Origin of the sequence: Nonomuraea salmonea (assembly GCF_042428605.1) — a bacterium.
Taxonomy (GTDB): Bacteria; Actinomycetota; Actinomycetes; order Streptosporangiales; family Streptosporangiaceae; genus Nonomuraea; species Nonomuraea salmonea.
In genome coordinates, this window is the sequence record NZ_JBHMCF010000025.1 from 15,425 (window position 1) to 35,976 (window position 20,552).

General features: G+C 69.7%; 22 protein-coding genes. 10 read left to right on the forward strand and 12 right to left on the reverse strand.

The genetic code is table 11. The annotated features are described in order from the left end of the window. Positions 1 to 50: 50 nt before the first annotated feature. Entirely contained in the window at positions 51 to 794 is a 744-nt protein-coding gene (locus ACFFR3_RS22665; RefSeq protein WP_364378221.1) for a class I SAM-dependent methyltransferase, read from the forward strand. 47 nt (positions 795 to 841) lie between these two features. On the opposite strand, the gene ACFFR3_RS22670 is transcribed toward ACFFR3_RS22665, so the two are convergent. The 5 genes from ACFFR3_RS22670 to ACFFR3_RS22690 all read right to left on the reverse strand — a co-directional run bounded on the left by ACFFR3_RS22670 (position 842) and on the right by ACFFR3_RS22690 (position 7,316). Beyond that, on the reverse strand, positions 842 to 1,726 hold the full coding sequence (locus tag ACFFR3_RS22670) for a carbohydrate ABC transporter permease (protein WP_345395579.1): 885 nt from the start codon (positions 1,724 to 1,726) through the stop codon (positions 842 to 844). Further along, entirely contained in the window at positions 1,726 to 2,610 is an 885-nt protein-coding gene (locus ACFFR3_RS22675) for a carbohydrate ABC transporter permease (RefSeq protein ID WP_345395575.1), read from the reverse strand. Before ACFFR3_RS22675 ends, ACFFR3_RS22670 begins: the two co-directional genes overlap by 1 nt. Positions 2,611 to 2,670: 60 nt before the next feature. Next, the gene (locus ACFFR3_RS22680) at positions 2,671 to 3,945 is read right to left on the reverse strand and encodes an extracellular solute-binding protein (protein ID WP_345395572.1); all 1,275 of its coding nucleotides are present in this window, start codon (positions 3,943 to 3,945) and stop codon (positions 2,671 to 2,673) included. A gap of 204 nt (positions 3,946 to 4,149) precedes the next feature. Further along, entirely contained in the window at positions 4,150 to 6,021 is a 1,872-nt protein-coding gene (locus tag ACFFR3_RS22685) for an acyl-CoA dehydrogenase family protein (RefSeq protein WP_345395569.1), read from the reverse strand. Positions 6,022 to 6,089: 68 nt separating this feature from the next. Continuing rightward, positions 6,090 to 7,316, reverse strand: a complete 1,227-nt coding sequence (locus ACFFR3_RS22690) for an APC family permease (protein ID WP_379483795.1) — start codon at positions 7,314 to 7,316, stop codon at positions 6,090 to 6,092. A gap of 80 nt (positions 7,317 to 7,396) precedes the next feature. On the opposite strand from ACFFR3_RS22690, the gene ACFFR3_RS22695 reads away from it, so the two are divergent. Genes ACFFR3_RS22695 through ACFFR3_RS22720 form a run of 6 tightly spaced genes read left to right on the forward strand, consistent with a single transcriptional unit; the run spans position 7,397 to position 10,659 of the window. Then, the gene (locus ACFFR3_RS22695; protein ID WP_345395563.1) at positions 7,397 to 7,858 is read left to right on the forward strand and encodes an Lrp/AsnC family transcriptional regulator; all 462 of its coding nucleotides are present in this window, start codon (positions 7,397 to 7,399) and stop codon (positions 7,856 to 7,858) included. 59 nt (positions 7,859 to 7,917) lie between these two features. Continuing rightward, positions 7,918 to 8,319: a YbaB/EbfC family nucleoid-associated protein gene (locus ACFFR3_RS22700; protein ID WP_345395560.1), complete on the forward strand. Its 402-nt coding sequence runs from the start codon at positions 7,918 to 7,920 to the stop codon at positions 8,317 to 8,319. Continuing rightward, positions 8,319 to 8,723: a YbaB/EbfC family nucleoid-associated protein gene (locus ACFFR3_RS22705; protein ID WP_379483796.1), complete on the forward strand. Its 405-nt coding sequence runs from the start codon at positions 8,319 to 8,321 to the stop codon at positions 8,721 to 8,723. The genes ACFFR3_RS22700 and ACFFR3_RS22705 overlap by 1 nt, the downstream gene beginning before the upstream one ends. Before the next feature lie 14 nt (positions 8,724 to 8,737). Further along, the gene (locus tag ACFFR3_RS22710) at positions 8,738 to 9,043 is read left to right on the forward strand and encodes a hypothetical protein (RefSeq protein ID WP_364378210.1); all 306 of its coding nucleotides are present in this window, start codon (positions 8,738 to 8,740) and stop codon (positions 9,041 to 9,043) included. Next, positions 9,034 to 9,978 carry a hypothetical protein gene (locus ACFFR3_RS22715; RefSeq protein WP_379483797.1) on the forward strand — a complete coding sequence of 315 codons (945 nt, stop codon included), beginning with the start codon at positions 9,034 to 9,036 and terminating at the stop codon, positions 9,976 to 9,978. The genes ACFFR3_RS22710 and ACFFR3_RS22715 overlap by 10 nt, the downstream gene beginning before the upstream one ends. A gap of 6 nt (positions 9,979 to 9,984) precedes the next feature. After that, positions 9,985 to 10,659 (forward strand): hypothetical protein, encoded by a 675-nt coding sequence (locus tag ACFFR3_RS22720; RefSeq protein WP_345395549.1) that lies wholly within the window; start codon positions 9,985 to 9,987, stop codon positions 10,657 to 10,659. 73 nt (positions 10,660 to 10,732) lie between these two features. On the opposite strand, the gene ACFFR3_RS22725 is transcribed toward ACFFR3_RS22720, so the two are convergent. Next, entirely contained in the window at positions 10,733 to 11,890 is a 1,158-nt protein-coding gene (locus ACFFR3_RS22725) for an MFS transporter (protein WP_364378206.1), read from the reverse strand. A 58-nt stretch (positions 11,891 to 11,948) separates the two neighbouring features. Here ACFFR3_RS22725 and ACFFR3_RS22730 point away from each other — a divergent pair, with 58 nt between their 5' ends. Further along, the gene (locus ACFFR3_RS22730) at positions 11,949 to 12,314 is read left to right on the forward strand and encodes a MerR family transcriptional regulator (protein WP_345395543.1); all 366 of its coding nucleotides are present in this window, start codon (positions 11,949 to 11,951) and stop codon (positions 12,312 to 12,314) included. Positions 12,315 to 12,701: 387 nt separating this feature from the next. Here the strand turns inward: ACFFR3_RS22730 and ACFFR3_RS22735 are convergent, their stop codons facing one another. From ACFFR3_RS22735 to ACFFR3_RS22760, 6 genes are all read right to left on the reverse strand, one after another. Then, positions 12,702 to 13,847 (reverse strand): acetyl-CoA C-acetyltransferase, encoded by a 1,146-nt coding sequence (locus ACFFR3_RS22735; protein ID WP_345395540.1) that lies wholly within the window; start codon positions 13,845 to 13,847, stop codon positions 12,702 to 12,704. 57 nt (positions 13,848 to 13,904) lie between these two features. Continuing rightward, positions 13,905 to 14,570, reverse strand: a complete 666-nt coding sequence (locus ACFFR3_RS22740; protein ID WP_345395537.1) for a hypothetical protein — start codon at positions 14,568 to 14,570, stop codon at positions 13,905 to 13,907. A 23-nt stretch (positions 14,571 to 14,593) separates the two neighbouring features. Then, positions 14,594 to 15,361, reverse strand: coding sequence for a class F sortase (locus tag ACFFR3_RS22745; RefSeq protein WP_379483798.1), 768 nt, complete (start codon positions 15,359 to 15,361; stop codon positions 14,594 to 14,596). 6 nt (positions 15,362 to 15,367) lie between these two features. Beyond that, positions 15,368 to 16,681: a hypothetical protein gene (locus ACFFR3_RS22750; protein WP_379483799.1), complete on the reverse strand. Its 1,314-nt coding sequence runs from the start codon at positions 16,679 to 16,681 to the stop codon at positions 15,368 to 15,370. Positions 16,682 to 16,823: 142 nt separating this feature from the next. Next, on the reverse strand, positions 16,824 to 17,600 hold the full coding sequence (locus ACFFR3_RS22755; protein ID WP_364378197.1) for a class F sortase: 777 nt from the start codon (positions 17,598 to 17,600) through the stop codon (positions 16,824 to 16,826). 3 nt (positions 17,601 to 17,603) lie between these two features. Beyond that, entirely contained in the window at positions 17,604 to 18,992 is a 1,389-nt protein-coding gene (locus ACFFR3_RS22760) for a hypothetical protein (protein ID WP_379483800.1), read from the reverse strand. A 163-nt stretch (positions 18,993 to 19,155) separates the two neighbouring features. On the opposite strand from ACFFR3_RS22760, the gene ACFFR3_RS22765 reads away from it, so the two are divergent. Then, positions 19,156 to 20,301 carry an acyl-CoA dehydrogenase family protein gene (locus ACFFR3_RS22765; protein WP_345395519.1) on the forward strand — a complete coding sequence of 382 codons (1,146 nt, stop codon included), beginning with the start codon at positions 19,156 to 19,158 and terminating at the stop codon, positions 20,299 to 20,301. A 44-nt stretch (positions 20,302 to 20,345) separates the two neighbouring features. Further along, positions 20,346 to 20,507, forward strand: a complete 162-nt coding sequence (locus tag ACFFR3_RS22770; protein WP_345395516.1) for a hypothetical protein — start codon at positions 20,346 to 20,348, stop codon at positions 20,505 to 20,507. The last annotated feature ends 45 nt before the right edge of the window (positions 20,508 to 20,552 follow it).

Below are 20,552 nucleotides of genomic sequence, written 5' to 3' on the forward strand. Positions count from 1 at the left end.
CGTGGGCATTAGACTCTGGCAATCCATGTGCCCCTCGAAGGAACGGGATTATGTCTTCTGGGTATGACCGTGTAGTGCAACCGGCGGCCGGTGACGAGGCCCTGGAGAACCACCTGGGTGGGGACGAGGCCAAGAACTACCGGCAGTACGAGTTCGACATGGTCGCCCCGCACGTCGGGCGTTCGATGCTGGAGATCGGCTCGGGCCTGGGGCACTTCGCCGAGCAGTTCCTGCCGCGCCTCGACCGGCTCGTGGTCAGCGACTTCGACCCCTACTGCGTCGAGCAGCTGGAGAAGCGGTTCGTCGACCGCGACGAGATCAGCGTCCTGCAGTTCGGCCTGCCGACCGACATCCCGCTTGAGGACAAGGTCGACACGGTCGTCATGATGAACGTCCTGGAGCACATCGAGGAGGACGCCGAGGCGCTGCGCTCGCTGGCGCGCGTCACGCTGCCGGGCGGGCGCATCATCATCTGGGTGCCCGGCTACCCGCAGCTCTACGGCGACTTCGACCGCAAGGTCGGCCACGTGCAGCGCTACACCCCGAAGACGCTCGGCGCCACGGTCGCGAGGGCGGGGCTCGACGTCGAGGTGCTCAAGCCGATCAACTTCCTGGGCGGCATCGCCTGGTGGGCTGCGGTGCGGCGGGGCGGCGTCGGCTATCCCGACCCGCGGCTGGTGAAGATCTACGACCGCACGGTGGTGCCGCTGACGCGGCTGATCGAGCGGTTCGTCCGGCCGCCGTTCGGCCAGACGGTGTTCTGCGTCGCGCGGGTGCCCGTACCGAAGAGCTGAAACACGTCAGGCCGCCCCCTGGGGTGCCCTGGGGCGGCCTGACGGGCTTACTTGATGGAGCCGGCGGTCAGGCCGCCGACCACCTTCCGCTCGATCAGGGCGAACAGGATGATCACCGGGATGGTGGCGATCACCGAGCCGGCGAACAGGTTCTGCCAGTCCACCTGGTACTGCCCGATGAACGAGTTGAGCGCCACGGGAAGCGGCTGGTTCTCGGGGGTCGTGGTCAGGGTGAGCGCGACCACGAATTCGTTCCACGCGGCGATGAACGTGAAGATCAGCGCGGTGATGACACCGGGCATGGCCAGCGGCAGCGTGATTCTGAACAGCGCGCCGAAGCGGCCGTTGCCGTCGATGAAGGCGGCCTCCTCCAGCTCGCGCGGGATCGAGGAGAAGTACGCGTTCAGGATCCACACCGCGAAGGCGAGGTTGAACCCGCCGTTGACGAGAATCAGCGCCCAGATCGAGTCGACCAGCCCGAACTGGAAGAACTCGCGGTAGATGCCGACCACCATGGCGGTGGGCTGGAACATCTGGGTGATCAGCACGAGGATCAGGAACGCGGTCCGGCCGCGGAAGCGGTGGCGGGCCGAGTAGTACGCGGCGGGCAGCGCGACCAGCAGCACGAGCAGCGTCGAGCCGGCCGCCACCTTGATCGTCACCCACAGGTTGCCGGCCAGGCCGCTGCCCCAGAAGTCGGCGAGGTTGCTCCACACCCATTCCTCGGGCCAGAACGTCACGTCGCGCAGCGACTCCTGTGAGCGCAGCGAGGTCAGCAGCATGACCACGTACGGGAACAGGAAGAGGAAGGCGACGACGTACGCGGTGGCGGCGATGAGGACGGTCTTGAGCCGCGGCATGGCGCTCGCGCCGCGGCCTGTGCGGGCCTGGGGACGCTGCTCGACCGGCGCGGGCATGGTCTTGACGGCCATCACGCCACCTCCTTGTTCCACCGCGACACCTTCAGGAAGATCACGGTGAGCACGATGACCATGCCGAAGTTGACCACGGACATGGCGGCGGACTCGCCGATGTCGGAGCCCTTGAGGATGTACATGAAGATCGTCGAGGTGGCTGTGGAGTAGCCGGGCTGCCCGTGGGTCATGGCCCAGATGATCGGGAAGCTGTTGAAGACGTTCATGACGTTGATCAGCGCGGCCACGGTGAGCGCGGGGCGCAGCAGCGGCAGCGTGATCGACCAGTACGTCCGCAGCCGTCCGGCTCCGTCCATCTTGGCGGCCTCGTACACGTCGGCCGGGATCGTCGCGAGCCCGGCGAGCAGCGCGTACATCGTGAACGGCACCGACACGAACACCGCGACGAAGATCAGCCACGGCATGGCGGTGGAGGCGTCACCGAGCTGGTCGGCCGCGGCCCCGCCCATCGCGTCGATCAACCCGAGTTTCAGCCGGATCTGGTTGATGACGCCGACCTCGGGGTCGAGCATCCACTTGAAGATGATCGCGGTCATCAGCACCGAGGCGGCCCACGGCGCGATGAGCGCCCAGCGGGCGACCTTGCGCAGCGGGAAGCGCTGGTTGAACAGCTGGGCCAGGGCGAGCGAGACCAGCACGGTGAGCGCGACGACCGCGACCACCCAGATCACACTGCGGAGCATGATGTCCGCGAAGTCCTTCTCGGCGAAGAGCTTGTCGTAGTTCGCGAACCCGTTGCCGCCGCGCACCACGCCCAGGCGGCTGATCTCGAGGAACGACGACCTGATCATCTCGATCACGGGCCAGAGCACGACCACGGCGATCAGCACGATGGCGGGCCCGACCCAGGCGAGGGGTTCGAGGGCGCGCAACCTTCTCATCAGACACCTTTCCAGGACGGTACGGCCGGCGAGCGCCGGCCGTACCCGGGTCCTGCTGGATCAGCCGGCCGCCGCTTCAGCGGTCTTCTGGAGCTCGCCGAGGACCTTGGCGGGGTCGTCCTTGACGGCGCCGCCGATGGTCTGCTTGATGGCGGGGTTCACCTCGGCCCACTTGGGGTCCTGGAAGGGGTAGAAGCTGGCGTTGGGCAGCGCGTCGAGGAACGGCTTGAGCTTCTCGTCGCTCGACAGCTTCTGGATGCCGCCGTTGGTGACGGGCAGCAGCTTGTAGGTGTCGGAGATCTTCTGGGCGGCGTTGCCGGTGTAGAAGAAGTCGAAGAACTTCTTGATCTCGGCGGCGTGGCCGTTCTTGTTGAACGCCATGATCCAGTCCATGACGCCGAGCGTGGTGTCGAGCGGGCCGGTCTTGCCGGGGATGGGCACGACGCCGTAGTTCTTCAGCCCGGCCGCGTCGAAGATCGGGATGGACATGGGGCCGCCGTTGACCATGCCGACCTTGCCGGCGCCGAAGTCCTCCCAGACCGTCTTGCGGTCCTTGGTGCCGGGGTTGGGGGTGGTCAGGCCGGCGTCGACCAGGCCTTTGAGGTAGGTGAAGGTCTCGACGTTCTGCGGGGAGTCGATCGCCCACTTGCCGGAGGCGTCCTTGTAGCTGCCGCCGTTGCCGAGCATCCACAGGAACGACTCGGCCTGGGCCTCCTCCTGGCCGAGCGGCAGGCCGAACGGCTGCGTCACGCCGGCCGCCTTGAGCTTCTCGGCGGCGGCCTTGAGCTCGTCCCAGGTCTTCGGCGGCTCGGCGATGTCCGCCTTCTCGAACAGGTCCTTGTTGTAGAACAGGGCGCGGGCCGAGGAGACGAACGGGATGCCGTACGCGGTGCCGTCGACCTTGCCGAAGTCGGCGAACTTCTGCAGCATGTCGCCGGAGACGTTCGGCGACAGGATCTCGTCCACCTTGTAGAGCAGGCCGTCCTTGACGAAGCCCGAGTAGTCGCCGGTCTGCAGGATGTCGGGCACCTGGCCGTTCTGGACCATGGTGGCGACCTGCTTGTCGATGTCGTTCCAGTTGATGACCTGGACGTCGACCTTGATGTTGGGGTTGGCCGCCTGGAACTCGTCCACGACGCCCTTCCAGAAGTTCTCACCCGAGTTCGGCTTGCCGGGGCCGTCGCCGTAGTCGGCGGCGACCATCTTCAGCGTGACCTGGCCGTCGCTCGCCTGGGTGTCGCCGCCTCCGCCGCCTGCGTCACCGCCGCCGCAACTGGACAGGACCAGCATCGTGGCAAGGCCGAGAGCGGCGCCGCCCACAAGCTTGATGTTCACTGGAGATACCGCCTTCTCGTCGGACGGGTCGAGCTGGTCCGTACCAGTTCGGCCGACCCAGCCCAGGGGGATGTGACACGCGAGTTCCGGCTTGCCCGCGTTTGCGTCAGCGTAAGCCTGAGCTAAGCGGCCGGTCTATACCGGTCCGTCTCGTTTTCGCAACACCTCACGAAAGGAGCGATCACAACCGGTCTAGACCGGATGTCAGAGGATCTTCCGCCGTACGCTCTCCCCACCCTCCGGCGCGCCGATCCACGGGCCCTCGATCGACGGGTCGAGGATGCCCTCCTCCAGGAACGTGTAGCGGCCGTCGAGCACGTATCCGGCCAGGCGGACGTCCTGGGTGTCGCTGTTGTCCCAGAGCCTGGCGAACAGCGCGTCCACCCGGCGCCTGGCCTGCTGGCAGAAGGTGTCGGCCAGCTCGTACGGCCGCCGCCCCAGGTCGCGTGAATCCTCCTCGGCCTTGAGGCAGGCGGCGGTCATGGCGTACAGCTCGGCGCCGATGTCGACGATCCGGCCCAGGAACGACTGCTTGTGCTCCAGGCCGCCCTGCCAGCGGGACATGCCGTAGAAGGTGGACCTGGCCAGTTTCCTGCTGGTCCGCTCCACGAAGCGGAGGTGGCCGGCGAGCGGGCCGAATGCGGCGTACGAGGTGGGCAGGTTGCCCGTCCCCGCGACCAGCGTGGGCAGCCAGGTGGCGTAGAAGCGGCCGGCCCTGCGCAGCGCCTGGGCGCGTTCCTGGCGGCTCGCGTCCGGGTTGACCAGCTCGCCCGCGGCGGTCAGGTGCGCGTCCACGGCCTCGCGGGTGATGGCCAGGCGCATGATCTCGGACGAGCCCTCGAAGATGCGGTTGATACGGGAGTCGCGCAGCATCTGCTCGGCGGGCACGCCGCGCTCGCCCCGCGCGGCCAGCGACGCGGCCGTCTCGTAGCCGCGCCCGCCGCGCATCTGGACCAGCTCGTCGAGCACCCGGTACGACAGCTCCGAGGCGTACAGCTTGGCCAGCGCCGCCTCGATCCTGATGTCGTTGCGCCGGTCGTCGGCCAGCCGGCCGGTCAGCTCGCAGACGGCCTCCAGCGCGTACGCGGTGGCCGCGATGAAGGCGACCTTGGTGGCGACGGCCTCGTGCCGCCCGACCTCGCGGCCCCACTGCACGCGCGCGGTGCCCCACTCCCGGGCGATCTTCACGGCCCACTTGGCATTGCCCGCGCAGGTGGCCGGCAGGGACAGGCGGCCGGTGTTGAGCGTGGTGAGCGCGATCTTGAGCCCTTCGCCCTCCTTGCCGACGCGATTCCTGGCGGGCACTCTGACCTGGGAGAAGACGGTGACGCCGTTCTCGATGCCGCGCAGCCCCATGAACTCGTTGCGTCGCTTGACCGTGATGCCAGGCGTGTCGGCCTCGACGACGAACGCGCTGATCTTCTTGCCGGTCCTGGCCATGACCACCAGCAGGTCGGCGATGACGCCGTTGGTCGTCCACAGCTTGACGCCGTCGAGCACGTACTCGTCGCCGTCGCGGACGGCGGTGGTGGCCAGCCGGGCCGGGTCGGAGCCGACGTCGGGCTCGGTCAGCAGGAACGCGGAGATCTCGCCGGCCGCGCACCTCGGCAGGAACTCGCGCTTCTGCTCCTCGGTGCCGAACAGCTTGAGCGGCTGCGGCACGCCGATCGACTGGTGCGCCGACAGCAGCGTGGCCAGCGCGGGGCAGTAGGAGCCGACGAGCATGAGGGCGCGGCAGTAGTACAGGTACGGCAGGCCGAGCCCGCCGTACTCCTCCTTGATCGTCATGCCGAACGCGCCGAGCCGCGCGAGGCCCTTGACCACGTCGTCGGGCACCTGCGCGGTGCGCTCGATGAGCACCGGGTCGACGTGCGCGTCGAGGAAGCGGCGCAGCGCCCTGACGAAGTCCTCGCCCCGCTTGGCCGCCTCGTCGGGCGGCGTCGGGGCCGGGTGCACCAAATCCAGCCGGTAGTCGCCGAGGAAGAGCTGCCTGGCGAAGCTGGGGTGCGTCCACTCCTTCTCGCGTGCCTGCTCGCCGACCTCCCGGGACTCCCTGTACTCAGCGTGCTCGGTCATGGCACCTCCGGACGTCGCGCCGTCTTGTGCTCATGGGTACTGCCCGCCGAGACGGCGCCCTGTCGCCGTTATAGCCCGATTTTGAGGGAACGGCGAGCATTCAGCCGCCGTACGGCGAGCGCGAGCACCGCCAGTACGGCGGGCACCAGCAGGTACGCGCCGCAGAAGGCCAGCCCCGCCAGCGACATCCCCGTGCCCACCACGGCCGTGGTCCTGAGCCGGCCGCGCGGCAGCATGCGCACCGCCGCCGCCACCCCCGCCGCCGTCACCGCCGCCAGGCATGCCGAGGTCGCGCGCATGAGCGGGTCGAGATCCACCGCCCAGACCAGCACGGGCACGCTCAGCACGAGCACCAGGCCAAGGCTCCGGTACGGCGTCTCGCCCGGCGCCCCTCCCCTGGCGAACCAGACCGGCAGCGCCCCGTCCGCCGCCAGCGCCGCGCCCAGCCTGGCCGCTCCCGCGATGTAGGTGTTGACCGCCCCGAACGACAGCAGCACCGCCAGCACGCCGGTGACCGGCCTGGACGCGGGGCCGAGTCCGCTCTCCAGCATGGCGGTCAGCGGCACGCCCGGCATGTCGGCGCCGAGCACGGCGACCGAGGTAACGGAGACGCCGGCGTAGAGCAGGGCGATCACCACGAGCGTCACGACCGTGGCCCTGAGCAGGCCCCGCCCGCCGCCCGCGAACTCGGCCGACAGGTGGCTCGCGGCCTCCCAGCCGACGAACGCGAACATCAGCACCCCGGCCGCGCCCGCCACGCCGGCGGCGCCGTACGGGGCGAAGGGGGTGAAGTTGGCCGGGTCGGCGTGCGGTGCGGCGCTCACCACGGCCGTGACCAGCACCGCGACGAGCAGGACGACCATGCAGATCTGCAGCCCGCCCGAGGCGCGCAGGCCGGCGGCGTTGGCGGCGAACGCGGCGGCCAGGATCAGGCAGGCGGCGAGAGTCGCGTCCACGCCCAGGCAGGCTTCGACGTACTGGCCGCCGACCAGGGCGCCCGCGACGGTGCCGATCGGCACGGCGCCGTAGAACCACCAGCCGGCCACGGCCGAGGCGGACCGGCCGAACGCCAGCCCGACCACCGCCGCCACCCCGCCGCCACCGGGGTAGCGGGCGCCGAGCGCGGCGAACGTCAGCGCGACGGGCACGCTCAGCGCGAGCATGCCCGCCCAGGCCAGCACGGAGGCGGGCCCCGCCGCCGCGGCGGCGAGGTGCGGCAGCACCAGCATGCCGGGTCCCAGCACCGCGCCCACGAGCAGCGCCGTCCCTTGTACGGCTCCCATTCGTCCACTCATATGCCGGAAAGTAGTTCAGCCATTCGGCGGTGAGCACGCCCCTCCGAACGTTCGGCCGGAATGGCTGGCAGTGTGGAGTCATGGACGAACTTGATTCGGCGATCGTACGGCTGCTCCAAACGGATGCGCGGCAGTCGAACCGCGAACTGGCCAGGCAGCTCGGCATCGCCCCCTCCACCTGTCTCGAACGCGTCCGCTCGCTGACCCGCCGCGGCGTGATCCGCGGCTACCACGCCGACATCGACCCCGCCGCGCTCAACCGCGGCGTCCAGGCCATGGTCTCGGTCCAGGTGCGGCCGCTCAGCCGGGCGGTGATCAACGCCTTCCAGACCTCGGCGGCCGAGATGCCGGAGGTGCTGAGCGTGTTCGTGCTGGCGGGAGGCGACGACTTCCTGCTGCACGTGGCGGTGCAGGACCTCGACCACCTGCACGCGTTCCTGCTCGACCGGCTCAGCAAGCGCAAGGAGATCGTCGGCTTCCGTACGTCGGTGGTGTTCCAGCAGGTGCAGAAGGTGGTGCCGGAGCCGCTGCCCGCGCCGTGAAGAAAGCGGAGGTAGGATCCTGAACTCTTTGTCAGTCACCGGTGAAGGGGGTCTCCGGGGTGTCATGGCCGTCGCCTGACCAGGACAGGCTCTATTTCGACCAGATCATGCGGCAGACGGAGGACGCGATGCGTCACCTCCGTACCGCTAAACAGCTCATCGGCCAGGTCGCGGGCACCGGCGTGGCCGCCGACGGGTTCATCAAGGTGACGGCCGGCGCGGGGGGCGCGCTGAGCGGCATCGACCTCAACCCGCGCCTGCTCCGCCTGCCGCCCGCGGTCATCGGCCGCGAGCTGACCAAGGCGGTCCGGGCCGCGCAGGACGACGCCGCGCGGCGGTCGCGGGAGATCGTGGACGAGGTCGGCACCTACGTCGAGGCGCTGCCCGAGCCGCTGGACGAGACGTTCGTCCGGCGGCGCGTGGACGCGGCGATGCGCGATCTGCTCGCGGGAGACCGGTGATGTCCGGCTACGCGATCGATCCGCGCGACATCCGGCCTCAGGACGTGGAGCGTGCCACCGAGCAGGCGTTCCATGCCGAGGCCGCACTCTCCGACGTGGACCGGCTGCTGGCGGAGGTCGTCGGCACGGGTCAGGCGAAGGGCGTCGGCGCCGTCGTGGACGCCGAAGGGCGGGTGGCGGAGATCACGCTCGGGCCGCAGGCGCTGCGTGAAGGGACCGACGGGCTGCGCGATGCGATCTTCGCCGCCGTGGGAGCCGCGCAGGAGCATGCCCGGCGGCAGGCCGATGAGCTGCTGCGCGAGCACCTCCGGCAGGCCGTGCCCGGGATCGCGGTGGACGTGGCGGAGCTTCGGCGGCGCCTCGGGGGCCTACTGGAAAATAATCACATAAGCCACAAAGGTTGATTACAGTCCCATTCATGCAGTACGGGGTTGAAATCGCCAAAGAGGCGTACACAGAGCAGGCCAGGCGCCTGCAGACACACGGGGACGACTACGCGGCGGCGGTCGAGCGGCTGCGCGAGCGAGGGGGCAGATGGGGGGACGACGGTCTCTTCGCGGAGATCGAGACGGCCTGGATCGAGTGCCGGCTGGCCATGCTGGAGGCCGTGCCCGGCATCGGCGGACACATCGGCGGGGTGAGCGCGGGCATGCGTCTCGTCCCGCAGAACGTCACGGCAGGTGAGCAGGCCAGCGCGATGCAGGATCCGGCGGCATGGCGATAACGCTCCCCCCGCAACTCGACGCGACGCTGGAACTGGCCGGTCTCTGGTTCCCCAACATCGACGAGGACGAGATCCACGCCGACGCCGACGCGGCGCGCATCGTGCAGGCGTACACGGCCCAGGAGGGCGCGGACGCCGACGCCACCGTACGCGGGGCCGCCGGCCTCCACCGGGGCGACTCCGCCGTCGCGCTGCAGAGCGCGTGGAACGCCAGCGACAACGCCAACGGCCACCTGGCGCAGGCCACGGCCGCGACGCGGATCGCGCCCGCGGCGCTCGACGGCCTCGGGTACGTGGTGACCGGCACCAAGGTCGCGGTCGGCACGGTCGCGGCCGTCGGCACCGTACGGCTGCTCTACGCCCTGCTGGCCGGCGGGCCGGCGGCCGGGCTCACCGCGACCGCCACCCTGCTCGCGATCAGGCGGGCAGGCACCAAGGTCCTGCGCGAGGCAGCCGAGGGCACCGGCCGCCACATGGCACCGGCGCTGACCAGGCGGGCCACCGCTCCGCTGCGCGACGTCCTGAGCCGCCTCCGCCCCCCGGGCCCTCCCGGCAGCCCGGCGCTCGCGGGCGCGGGCCGGCTGCCCGGCGGCCGGGTGCCCGTCGATCCCAAGAGCTTCGACCGCAACCCGGGCATCCTGCAGATCCGCAGGAAGAAGAAGAGCGATGGAGGGGGCGGCGGCTGGAGCCGGAACTCTCCGGCCAGCTTCGACAACAACGCGCAGCGCATGCACGGCAGGTTGCCGTCGAGCAACGACGTGAGCAAGATGTCGCCGAAACAGGCCGCCGAGGCTGCGGCGCAGGTCAAGGACAGCATCCTGACGCGGAAGATGAACGAGGCCAAGCTAGGCAAGGACGCCGGGCACCAGGCGCGGCTGAGGGACGAGCAGAAGCTCCTGGAAGAGCTCGAACGCAAGGCCAACGAGGGGAAGTAGCTCGAGATGCACACACAGACGGGCGACGACCTGATGGCGCGCATCCTCGCCCGGCCCGCCGACGACGAGGTCAGGGGGCGGCTGGCCAACGACCTGCTCAACGAGCTGTTCGACGGCTACCCGGTCGACAACCTGCGCGCCCTGCTGCGCAGCGGTGACGACGACGCCGTGCAGACCGGGTCCTGGCTGCTGTCGGAGCTGGGCGAGCGGGCCGCGTCCCTGCTCGACGAGGCTCCTGCGCTGCTCGCCCATCCGCGGCGGCAGGTGCGCTTCTTCGCCGTCGAGTTCGTGCTGCTCGCCGCGGAGGAGCAGGAGGACGCGGCCGTCCTCGCCCAGGCCATCACCCTGAGCCGCGACCCCGACACCGCCATCCGGTGGAAGGTCCTGCACTTCCTGGCGATGGCCTCGACCGAGCAGCTCATGCTCGGGCTCTCCCGGCTCGCCGATCCCGAGCTGGGGCGGCACACGGCGGCGCTGGTCGCCGCCGACACCGGGGAGCCCGATCCGGGCGAGGTGGTGTCCGGGCTGGCCGGCGACGACCCGGTGGCCCGGCTGTTCGCCGCGGCGACCGCCACGCGCATGGCCGAGGAGGACCCGGCGCTGCTGCGCCACGCCGCCAGGGCACGCGACGAGGAGGTCAGCTCGTTCGCCCAGTGGCAACTCGGCCGCTTCGAGAACTAGCCGGCTTCGCCCGGCCGGGGGGCGAGGGCGGACCTCGAACCAGGCGGGCGGGGGTAGACCGCGGACCAGGCGTTCACGCGGGCGCGGGCGCGGGTTCGCGGGGGATGGCGGCGTAGCTGATGGCGAGGGCCGCGAGACTCAGAGCGGCGGCGGCCAGGCCGAGCCAGCGCAGGCCGCCCGCCGCCACGAGCCCGCCGCCCAGCGCCGAGCCGGCGGCGATGCCGATGTTGAAGGCGCATACGTTCACCGACACCGCGAGCGTGGGCGCCTGCCCGGCATGCCGGAGCACCAGGCTCTGCAGCACGGGCGTGGTGGCCGAGGCCAGCACGCCCAGCACCAGCACCGCCAGAACGGCGGGTCCCGCCCACGGCACCGCGAAGGGGAAGGCGGCCAGCATCACGGCCAGGCCGGCGAACGTGCCGCGCACGGTGAAGGCGAGCGAGCGGTCCGCCAGCCGCCCGGCCGCCAGCCCGCCGGCCAGGCCGCCGGCGCCGTGGAGAAGCAGCAGCGCCGAGATCGCGGTGGGGCCGAAGCCGGTGATGCCGGTCAAGGCGGGCACCAGGTAGGTGAAAACGGTCGAGGTGGCGGCCAGCCCGACCGCCGTGGTGGCGATCACGATCAGCACGCGCCGGCCCAGCACGGTGGCGATCTCGTCCCGTACGCGCGTGGCCGCCGCCTCCTGGCGGGGCAGGACGGCGGCCAGTGCCCCGGCGGCGGCGAGCGCCAGGACCACCAGCACCGCGAACGGCGTCCGCCAGCCCGCGTCCTCCCCCAGCAGCACGCCGAGCGGCACCCCGAGCAGCGTGGCCACGGAGAACCCGGACCCGACGGCGGCGATGGCCGTACCGGCGCGATGCGGCGCGACCACCCGGGTCGCCGCCATCAGCGCCAGGGTCAGGAAGGCCGCGTGGCTGAGCGAGGCGATCACCCGTCCGGCGATGAGCACCTCGTACGACCCCGCCACCGCGCAGACGGCGTTCCCCGCCGCGAACAACACCAGCAACCCCAGCGCCAGCCCCTTGCGCGGCACCCGCACGGTCGCGATCGTCACCAGCGGCCCGCCGACCACGACGCCCAGCGCGTACGCCGTCACCGCCTGCCCGGCGGTGGACACCGAGACGTGCAGGTCGGCGGCCACCTGCGGCAGCAGCCCGGCGATCAGATATTCCGACGTGCCGACCACGAAAACGCTCACCATGAGCACGGCCGGCACCAACAGGCTCCTCTTCATGCGGGCACGCTAAAGTCTCACATGTATGTGAGAGTCAAGGCGTGGTGAGGGAGGTCACATGCGGATCGGCGAGCTGGCCAGACGCACCGGCGTGCACGAGCGGCTGCTGCGCTACTACGAGGAGCAGGGCCTGCTGCGGCCCGAGCGCTCGGCGAGCGGCTACCGGAAGTACACCGAGACCCACGTCGACACCGTGCGCCGCATCCGCAGCCTGCTGGCCTCCGGGCTGGGCACGTCCGCGATCGCCGCCGTGCTGCCCTGCCTGGAGACTGACGGCGAGCGCCTGGCGCCCACCTGCCCCGACGTGCTCGGCCAGTTGCGGACGGAGCGCGACAGGATCGACCGCGCGATGGAGGCCCTGCGCGAGTCGCGCGAGGCCCTCGACCTCGTCATCTCCGCCGGGCTACGCAAGTCGGCGGTCTGACCGGATGCCATGTGCCGGATAAATCGGTTGCACGCGCTTCCAGCACGCCCGTAGCCTCATGGACATGCGCCTTTACCTGTAATTCGCGATAGAGCGACCTGTCCCACCGTCCACCCAGTGACGCGGCAGTCATGTTCGCCCGTCGGCTCAATGCATCGTCGAGCCGCGTTGCCGAATTACGTAAAGGAGCCTTTCATGCGTGCTCGTGCCGACAGAAACCACCGCCCGCACCTGCCCGTGGTGCGGCCGATGCCCAAGATGCCGCAGCGGCCGATCATGCCGCCGCGCCGCATCCCGCCCAAGGGGCGATGAAGACAACTACCGGGATGGTAGTTAGGCGGGCGCCGCCTCCCTCGTTACGCCCGGAGGCGGCGCTCGCGCCCTTTTCTAGAGCCGTTCGATGATGGTGACGTTGGCCTGGCCGCCGCCCTCGCACATCGTCTGCAGGCCGTAACGGCCGCCGGTGCGCTCGAGCTCGTGCAGCAGCTTGGTCATCAGGATCGCGCCCGTGCCGCCCAGCGGGTGGCCGAGCGCGATGGCGCCGCCGTTGGGGTTGACCCTGTCGGGGTCGGCGTCCAGCTCCTTCATCCAGGCCAGCGGCACCGGGGCGAACGCCTCGTTGATCTCCACCACGTCGATGTCGCCCATCGACATGCCGGCCCTCTTCAGCGCCCGCTGCGTGGCGGGGATCGGCGCGGTCAGCATGTAGACCGGGTCGTCGCCCATGAGCGCGAGCTGGTGGATGCGGGCCCTCGGGGTCAGGCCGTGGTCGCGTACGGCCTGCTCGGAGGCGATGAGCACGGCGCCGGAGCCGTCGGAGATCTGCGAGGACGTGGCCGCGGTGATCTGGCCGCCCTCCTTCAGCGTCTTCAGTCCGGCCATCTTCTCCAGCGTCGTGTCGGGCCTCGGACCCTCGTCGTCCTCGACGCCGTTGACGGGCTCGATCTGGTCCTTGAAGTAGCCGTTGGCGATGGCCTTGGCCGCCCGCTGGTGCGACTCGAACGCGTACTGCTCCAGCACCTCTCGGCTGAAGCCCCACTTCTCGCACATCAGCTCGGCGCCGCGGAACTGCGAGATCTCCTGCTTGCCGTAACGCTCGACCCACTTGTCGCCGAACGGGAACGGCATGCCCGCATCGAGCGCCGCCTTGATCGAGGAGCCCATGGGCACGATGCTCATCGACTCGACGCCGGCCGCCACCACGAGGTCCTGCGTGCCGGACAGCACGCCCTGCGCGGCGAAGTGGATGGACTGCTGCGAGGAGCCGCACTGCCGGTCAATGGTGACGCCGGCGGTGGTCTCGGGCAGCCCCGCCGACAACCAGGCATTTCGCGCGATGTCCATGCTCTGGGGGCCGAACTGCATGACGCACCCCATGATGACGTCCTCGACCGCCTCGGGGTCGACGCCGGTGCGGTCGATCAGCGCCTTGAGGGTGTGCGCGGCCAGGTCAGTGGGGTGGACGGTGGACAGGCCACCCTTCTTCTTGCCGACCGGGGTGCGAACCGCCCCGACGATGTACGCCTCTGCCACAGTGCCTCCTGGGAACCGAGCATTATTCGGTTACTAGGGGCAGCGTACAACAGAACGTCATTCGGCCGCAGGTCGCTCCGGTGCCACGAGATCCTCCGCCGCGTCGATCCTGAACCGCCACCGGTCGACCGCGATGCCGTTGAGCGCCTCGGACAGCTCAAGCGCCAGCGCGCCCAGCTTGACCGGCTCGGCGCCGCGCAACTCGATCGCCGTCAGCTCGGTGGCGAACGGCAGCAGCTCCTGCACAGCCGGGGGCTGCCCCGCCTGGGGCACCAGCACGGCCCTGATGTCGCCCGCCGTGAACGCCGGGCCCTCCTCCTCGGGCGCGAGCAGGGGCGCCAGCTCCTCGGGCGACGGGCGTACCGGCAGGATCACCGCGGGGCCGCCCTCGTCGTCGTCGGCCGGATCGCTCACCACGCCCCGGCACACCGCGAGCCCGCCCAGCCGGAACGCCAGGCCCTCGGCGAGGAAACGGTCGAAGAAGTCGAGCGGCAGCGGCCCCTCCGCGGCCACCCGGACCGCCCACGCCTTCTCCAGCACCCCGCCGGTCAGCTCGGGCTCCGCCTCGACCGGCGCGAACACCCGCACGTCGGCCGCCACGACGTCGTCACCGTCGAGCCGCGCCCCCGGATCTGCCAGCTGGACCAGCCGCAACAGCTCCGCCTGAGCCGGTTTCGCGGGAACGGCCGCCGTCGGGCCAGTTCGCAGTCTCCGCTTCGCCATCCAGCCCATGCCCGCCTCCGCGCTCAGCTTCGATAGGAGCCAGTCATCGTCGCATAGACGATGAGGTTGTCGGTGTAGTGCCCGGTCGTGCGATCGTAGGTGCCACTGCAGGTGATCAGGTGGAGCTGCGCGTCGTCCCGAGCGCCGTAGACGCGCTGGGTCGGGAACGTCTTCTTGCTCGCCTGCTCCACCCCACCGACCGTGAACACCGCGGTCGTCTTGTCCTGGCGCTTGACCTCGATCGTATCGCCGTTCTTGATCTCCTTGAGCCGGGCGAACACCGCCGGGCCCGTACGCGTGTCCACGTGCCCCAGCAGCACCGCCGGGCCCGACTCGCCCGGCGTGGACATGTTGCGGTACCAGCCCGCCAGGTTCCTGTTGTTCGGCGGCGGGACCTCGATCGTGCCGTCCCTGCGCAGGCCCACCGACTTGATCGGCGCCTTCACCCCGAGCCGCTTGATGATGATCTGCACCGGCGTCGAGGGCAGCATCGGAGGCGCCGCCTTGATCTGCGGCAGCGGGGGCGGGACGTTCGCCGGCGCCTGGAAGTACGCCTGCTCGGGCTGGCCGGTGTTCTTCGGCTGCGCCTGCAGGCCCAGGCTGTCGCGGCTGCTGCTCTGCAGGCCGTACTCGGCCGGGGAGCGCAGCACGATCAGCAGGCCCGCCACGACCGTCGCCACCCCGGCGATGGCCGCCACGATCAGCACCGTCCGCAGCGCCGTGCTCCCCTTGTGCTCGGGCGGGGGCACCGGAGCCTGGGGGGCGCCGCCATACGGGTAGTAGCCGGACACCGCGGATCAGCTCCTGATCGAACGCCGGCGCATGACCAGCCCGCCCACGGCCGCCGCCGCCACCAGCGCCGTGCCCGTCAGAATGAACAGCCGGCCGTCAGGCCCCGCCATACCACCCGCACCGGTGTCCGCGCCCGCCTTGGGCGTCTGGGACTTCCTGGTGGGGGTGCTGGACGAGCGCGAGGTGCTCGGCGTGACCGTCACGGTCGCGGTGTGCGTCGTGGTCGGACGAGGCGTCGTCGTCGTGGGGCTGGGGCTCGACGTGGCGTTGCCGACGGTGAACTTGAACTGCTTGAGTCCCGTCGTCGGGGCCGTGCACTTGAGCGCAGGGGCCGTGGCCGAAGTGCCGAACGCGAGGTCGCCGGCCGTCAGCGTGACCTCGCCCGTGGTGGTGGGCTTGATCTTGACCGTCACGCTGGGGAGGGTCGTGAGAGGGCTGCCCGCGGCCGGGGCCGTGATCGCGGCCTCACCGGTCGCCGTCGCCGGCACGCCCGCGCCGCTCCCCTTGATCGTCGCGAACATCTTCGCGCCCGTCGTGGGGAAGCCCGTCGGCAGCTTCAGCTGGTCACCGGTCGTCTGGATGGTGCCGGCCCAGGTGACGGAGGCGTCCGCGTTGGCGGTGGCGGAGGTGGGCGGCGTCAGAACGACCTTGATCTCGGGCTTGATGGCCTCGTAGCTGGTGTCGGTCGAGGTGCTGGGCACATCACAGGTGTACTCGACGACGTCAGTGTCCGTGCCACCGCCACCGCCCGCCTGGACGGCGATGGAGAGGCTGGTCGTCGGCGTCGCGGACTTGTAGGTGCACTCGGTGGTGTTCTCCTGACCGCTGATCGTTGCGGTGAGTGTCAGGCCCTTGGTGGTCCCCGCCGTCCCCGGGGACACCGTGATGGGCCCACCTGAGGCCGGGGCCGTCACCGTGGCGGTCATCTGCGACGGGGTGTAGGTGTTACCAACCGGGGCCGTGCCGGACTGCGTCTTCTCCAGCGCAGCAGGCGAGCCGCCGCCACCGATGGTCAGATTGCCTTTGACCGTGACTGGAGTGCTCGCGGTCAGCGCCGGGCTGGCGGTGAAGGCGGTGAAAGTCCACTTGATCGTGGCTTGCTGGCTCGGCGCTACGGTCTCTGGCGCCGAGATCGTGACTTTCTTGTTTTGACCTGCGAAAACGCCACCCGTGCAGTCATAGAGGACATCCATCGTCTTGTCCGCTGCGGCCTGTGCGGGTGATGACAGCGCGAAAACCGAGCCGACGAAGAGCGCGAGCGTGCCCGCGAGCCCCAATGCGGACGTCTTCTGGGCGAGGCGGCGCCCCACCTGGGACATAAGCACGGGTCCTTCTCCGTTTCACAGCGGTGTCAACAGTCGTGCCAGAATTCCAGCCGATGGTCACGGTCAGGTAGAGATCCTACGAACTGTCTCTGTCAACTTCCCGTAAACCGGCAAATCCACCCCAACTTTCCCACACTCAGCCCTTCTTCTTGGACAGCGTCGCGTACACGACGATGTTGTCCGTGTAGTGGTGGGTGGTCTTGTTGTAGACCCCACCGCAGGTGATGAGCCTGATCTGGGCGTTGCTGGTGTTGCCGTACACGCGCTTGGTCGGGAACGCGTTCTTGCTGGCCTGTTCGATCCCGCTGACCGTGAAGCGGGTGACCTTCCCGTCCGACCGGTAGACGTAGATGTGGTCGCCCTTGGCCAGTTCCCGGAGGCGGTCGAAGACGGCGGGGCCGCTGCGGGTGGTGACGTGGCCGTTGATGATCGCGGGGCCCGTCTCGCCGGGGACCGGTGAGTGCTTGTACCAGCCTGTCCTGTTGGGCCTGCTGAGCGGCGGCGTGCCAAGGACGCCCTTCTTGCTGACCGTGACCGCGCCGATGGGGGCGTTCACCTTGATCTTGGGGATCTTGATGCGGGTCGGCCGCGCCTTTGCGGTCTTGACCTTGGGCTTCGGGATCGCCGGCACGACCGGCACGGCCGCCAGCGGGGGCGGCGCGTCCAGGCGGGCCGGGGTCAGGGGCACGTTCTTGCCGCCGGGGCCGACGGTCGGCGGGAGCACGAACGCGCCCGCGTTCGCGATCTCCACCGTCGTCGGCTCCGCCTGCGCCACCGCGCGCGGCTCGGAGCCGTCGTCCACGGGCGGCGCCAGCGACAGCAGGCTCACCATCACCAGGCCGACACCGCCGAGCGAGCCGGCGATGAGCAGGCCGGGCAGGGCCCGCTGCATCGGGGTCTTCTGCTCGGTCATCGCTTACGCACCTCCCGCGTGCGCGGCCCGCCGCCGTCGCATCAGCAACCCGCCGCCCGCGCTTCCCATCGCCACGACCATTCCGGTGGCCATCAGCCCGTACGGCGGCCGGTTCTCGTCCGGCGCCACCCCGGTTTCGACGCCGCCGCTGGGGGTCTTGGCGACCTGGGCCCGGTAGTACTTGGTGGCGGTCGGTCCTGTTGGCTTGGGGCTGGTCGTGGTGCTGCTCGACGTCTGGGGCACCACGATCACGTTCTCGCCCCCGATCGTCCCGACGTCGTTGCCACCCGGACCAGGGTCGTTGGGGTTGTTCGGGTTGTTGGGATCCTCACCCGGGTCCTCACCAGGGTCCTCCCCCGGGTCGGTCGGGTCTTCGGTGGGCTCGTCGGTCGGGTCATCGGTGGGGTCCTCGGTGGGGCCGGAGATGTCGACGTCGATGGCACCGGGGTCGTGCTGGAGCTCGCACTCGGCCTGCTCGTGCTTCGGCGGCTCCGGGATGTCACCCGTGAACACCTGGAAGGCATCGAAGTAGGCCGTTGCGTCCTCGGTATTGATGACCTCGACGGTGTGCGGACCGTATTCGAGCTGCGACGAGGTCCAGAGCACCTCTTGGGTGTCGGTGCCGGTCATGTCCTTGCCGCTGCGGTCCTTGCCTGGCTCCACCAGCCCGCCCGAAACCTGCTGACCGTCGATGAGCACCCTGATCGGGCTCAGATTCTGCTCGCGGCGACCGATGTAGGCCACCTTCGTGCCGACGAAGTCCAGCTTCGCGACGGCGTTTTTCTCCGTTGTCTTCTCGATGTCGCTGAGGAAGTCGTCATAAGTGGGAGCAGGGTGAAGGCGCTCCCAGGTTCCGCTGTACTCGATCTCCGGCTCGTTGTTGTTGACCTTGACCTCGCCCTCGGCAGGGGTGAAGCGGACGGTCAGTTTGCCGGGCTTGAAGCGGATGGTTCCTGTGCGGGTGATCGAGGCGCTGTCGGAGAGTCCTTCGGGCAGATCGAGGTAGTCGCCGGGCACCAGCTCGCCCTGCGACTGCCCGCCCCTCGGCCGGAGCTGGCCGGTCCAGGCGCCGCTGATGTCCACGGTGCCCTCAAGGTCGAGCGACGACCCCTCGGGGAAAAAGCCGGGCGAGCCGAACCGCTGCACGCTCGTGTACTTCATGTCCCAGCGCACGTTCATCGTGCCCGACTCGACCTGCGGCGTCATACGAGCTTCGAGATCGACGCCGGCGCCGGCGATGCCGCCCGTACAGCGGTACTTCATCACCAGCGAGGACGCGGCCTGGCCGGGAATCGACGACGTCGCTACGAATGCGGCCGTTGCCGCTAAGCTCACCGATCCGGCGATCAATACCTTGCGCCACCGACTCACGGAGACTCCGATCACCCACAAATAGACCGAGGGTAGATCTTAAGGTGGGAAACACCCGCAACACATACGGATTCCCGCTTCTCCCGGCACTTGTGATGAACCCGTGTCCAGCCCCTCCACCAGCCCCGCAAAACCGGGTATACGTGGCGGTAACAGAATGCAATTCTGCCCCTGGAGGCGTTCGATGGAGCGAGACCTCTTCGACGAGGAGCACCTGCTCTTCCGCGAGACCGTGCGCGAGTTCATGGCCCGCGAGGTCGTGCCGCACCACGCCCAGTGGGAGAAGGACGGCATCGTCCCGCGCGAGGTCTGGAAGAAGGCCGGAGAGCTGGGCATGTTCGGTTTCTCGGTGCCGGAGGAGCACGGCGGCGCGGGCGTCAGGGACTTCCGCTTCAACGCGGTCATCGTCGAGGAGATCATGCGGCACGGCGCGAGCGGCCTCGGCTTCTCGCTGCACAACGACGTCATGGCCCCGTACGTCGTCGACCTGACCGACGACGAGCAGAAGCAGCGCTGGCTGCCCGGCTTCGTCAGCGGCGAGCTGATCACCGCGATCGCCATGAGCGAGCCGGGAGCAGGCAGCGACCTCCAGGGCATCAGGACCACGGCCGCCCGCGACGGCGACCACTACGTGCTCAACGGGCAGAAGACGTTCATCACGAACGGCATCAACGCCGACCTCGTCGTCGTGGTGGCCAAGACCGACCCGGAGGCGGGCGCGCGCGGCATCACGCTGGTCGTGGTGGAGCGGGGCATGGAGGGCTTCGGGCGCGGCAGGAACCTGGACAAGGTCGGCATGAAGGCGCAGGACACGGCCGAGCTGTTCTTCGACAACGTACGGGTGCCCGTCGCGAACCGCCTCGGCCCCAAGGACGGCGAGGGCTTCTTCCAGCTCATGAACAACCTGCCGCAGGAGCGCCTGTCGATCGCGGTGGCGGCGGTGGCCGCGGCGGAGGCGGTGCTGGAGGAGACGATCGAGTACTGCAGGACCCGCCAGGCGTTCGGCCGCAGCATCGGCTCGTTCCAGAACACCCGCTTCGTCCTCGCCGAGCTGGCCACCGAGACGGAGATCGCCCGCCACTACGTGGACAAGTGCGTCGTCGCGCTGAACGCCGGCCGGCTGACCGCAGTGGACGCCGCCAAGGCCAAGTGGTGGACCACCGAGCTGCAGACCAAGGTCATCGACCGCTGCCTGCAGCTGCACGGCGGCTACGGCTACATGACGGAGTACCCGGTCGCGAAGGCGTGGCTGGACAGCCGCGTCCAGACGATCTACGGCGGCACCACCGAGATCATGAAGGAGATCATCGGCCGATCCTTCGGATTCTGACGCGTCAAGCGCGACAAACGAAATTCCGCCGCATACTGGGCACTATGGACAGCGGCCTGATCCTCCTGATCTTCCTGGCGTTGCTGTTCGCCTGGGGCCTCAACCGCGTGCGCCGGGCGATCAGGCTCGGCCCGGTCGGCTACGCCGGCGTGATGATCGGGTTCGTCCTGGTCATGCTGCTGCTGTGGGGCCAGACGAAGGTTTGAGAGGACCTCTTGGGGGCCGGCCAAGGCGAATGGTAGAACCGTAGC

Coding starts and splice junctions, on each gene's coding strand:
- ACFFR3_RS22665 (WP_364378221.1), top strand. CDS start 51: ATGTCTTCTGGGTATGACCGTGTAGTGCAACCGGCGGCCGGTGACGAG.
- ACFFR3_RS22670 (WP_345395579.1), bottom strand. CDS start 1,726: ATGGCCGTCAAGACCATGCCCGCGCCGGTCGAGCAGCGTCCCCAGGCC.
- ACFFR3_RS22675 (WP_345395575.1), bottom strand. CDS start 2,610: ATGAGAAGGTTGCGCGCCCTCGAACCCCTCGCCTGGGTCGGGCCCGCC.
- ACFFR3_RS22685 (WP_345395569.1), bottom strand. CDS start 6,021: ATGACCGAGCACGCTGAGTACAGGGAGTCCCGGGAGGTCGGCGAGCAG.
- ACFFR3_RS22690 (WP_379483795.1), bottom strand. CDS start 7,316: ATGAGTGGACGAATGGGAGCCGTACAAGGGACGGCGCTGCTCGTGGGC.
- ACFFR3_RS22695 (WP_345395563.1), top strand. CDS start 7,397: ATGGACGAACTTGATTCGGCGATCGTACGGCTGCTCCAAACGGATGCG.
- ACFFR3_RS22705 (WP_379483796.1), top strand. CDS start 8,319: ATGTCCGGCTACGCGATCGATCCGCGCGACATCCGGCCTCAGGACGTG.
- ACFFR3_RS22710 (WP_364378210.1), top strand. CDS start 8,738: ATGCAGTACGGGGTTGAAATCGCCAAAGAGGCGTACACAGAGCAGGCC.
- ACFFR3_RS22715 (WP_379483797.1), top strand. CDS start 9,034: ATGGCGATAACGCTCCCCCCGCAACTCGACGCGACGCTGGAACTGGCC.
- ACFFR3_RS22720 (WP_345395549.1), top strand. CDS start 9,985: ATGCACACACAGACGGGCGACGACCTGATGGCGCGCATCCTCGCCCGG.
- ACFFR3_RS22725 (WP_364378206.1), bottom strand. CDS start 11,890: ATGAAGAGGAGCCTGTTGGTGCCGGCCGTGCTCATGGTGAGCGTTTTC.
- ACFFR3_RS22730 (WP_345395543.1), top strand. CDS start 11,949: ATGCGGATCGGCGAGCTGGCCAGACGCACCGGCGTGCACGAGCGGCTG.
- ACFFR3_RS22740 (WP_345395537.1), bottom strand. CDS start 14,570: ATGGCGAAGCGGAGACTGCGAACTGGCCCGACGGCGGCCGTTCCCGCG.
- ACFFR3_RS22750 (WP_379483799.1), bottom strand. CDS start 16,681: ATGTCCCAGGTGGGGCGCCGCCTCGCCCAGAAGACGTCCGCATTGGGG.
- ACFFR3_RS22755 (WP_364378197.1), bottom strand. CDS start 17,600: ATGACCGAGCAGAAGACCCCGATGCAGCGGGCCCTGCCCGGCCTGCTC.
- ACFFR3_RS22765 (WP_345395519.1), top strand. CDS start 19,156: ATGGAGCGAGACCTCTTCGACGAGGAGCACCTGCTCTTCCGCGAGACC.
- ACFFR3_RS22770 (WP_345395516.1), top strand. CDS start 20,346: ATGGACAGCGGCCTGATCCTCCTGATCTTCCTGGCGTTGCTGTTCGCC.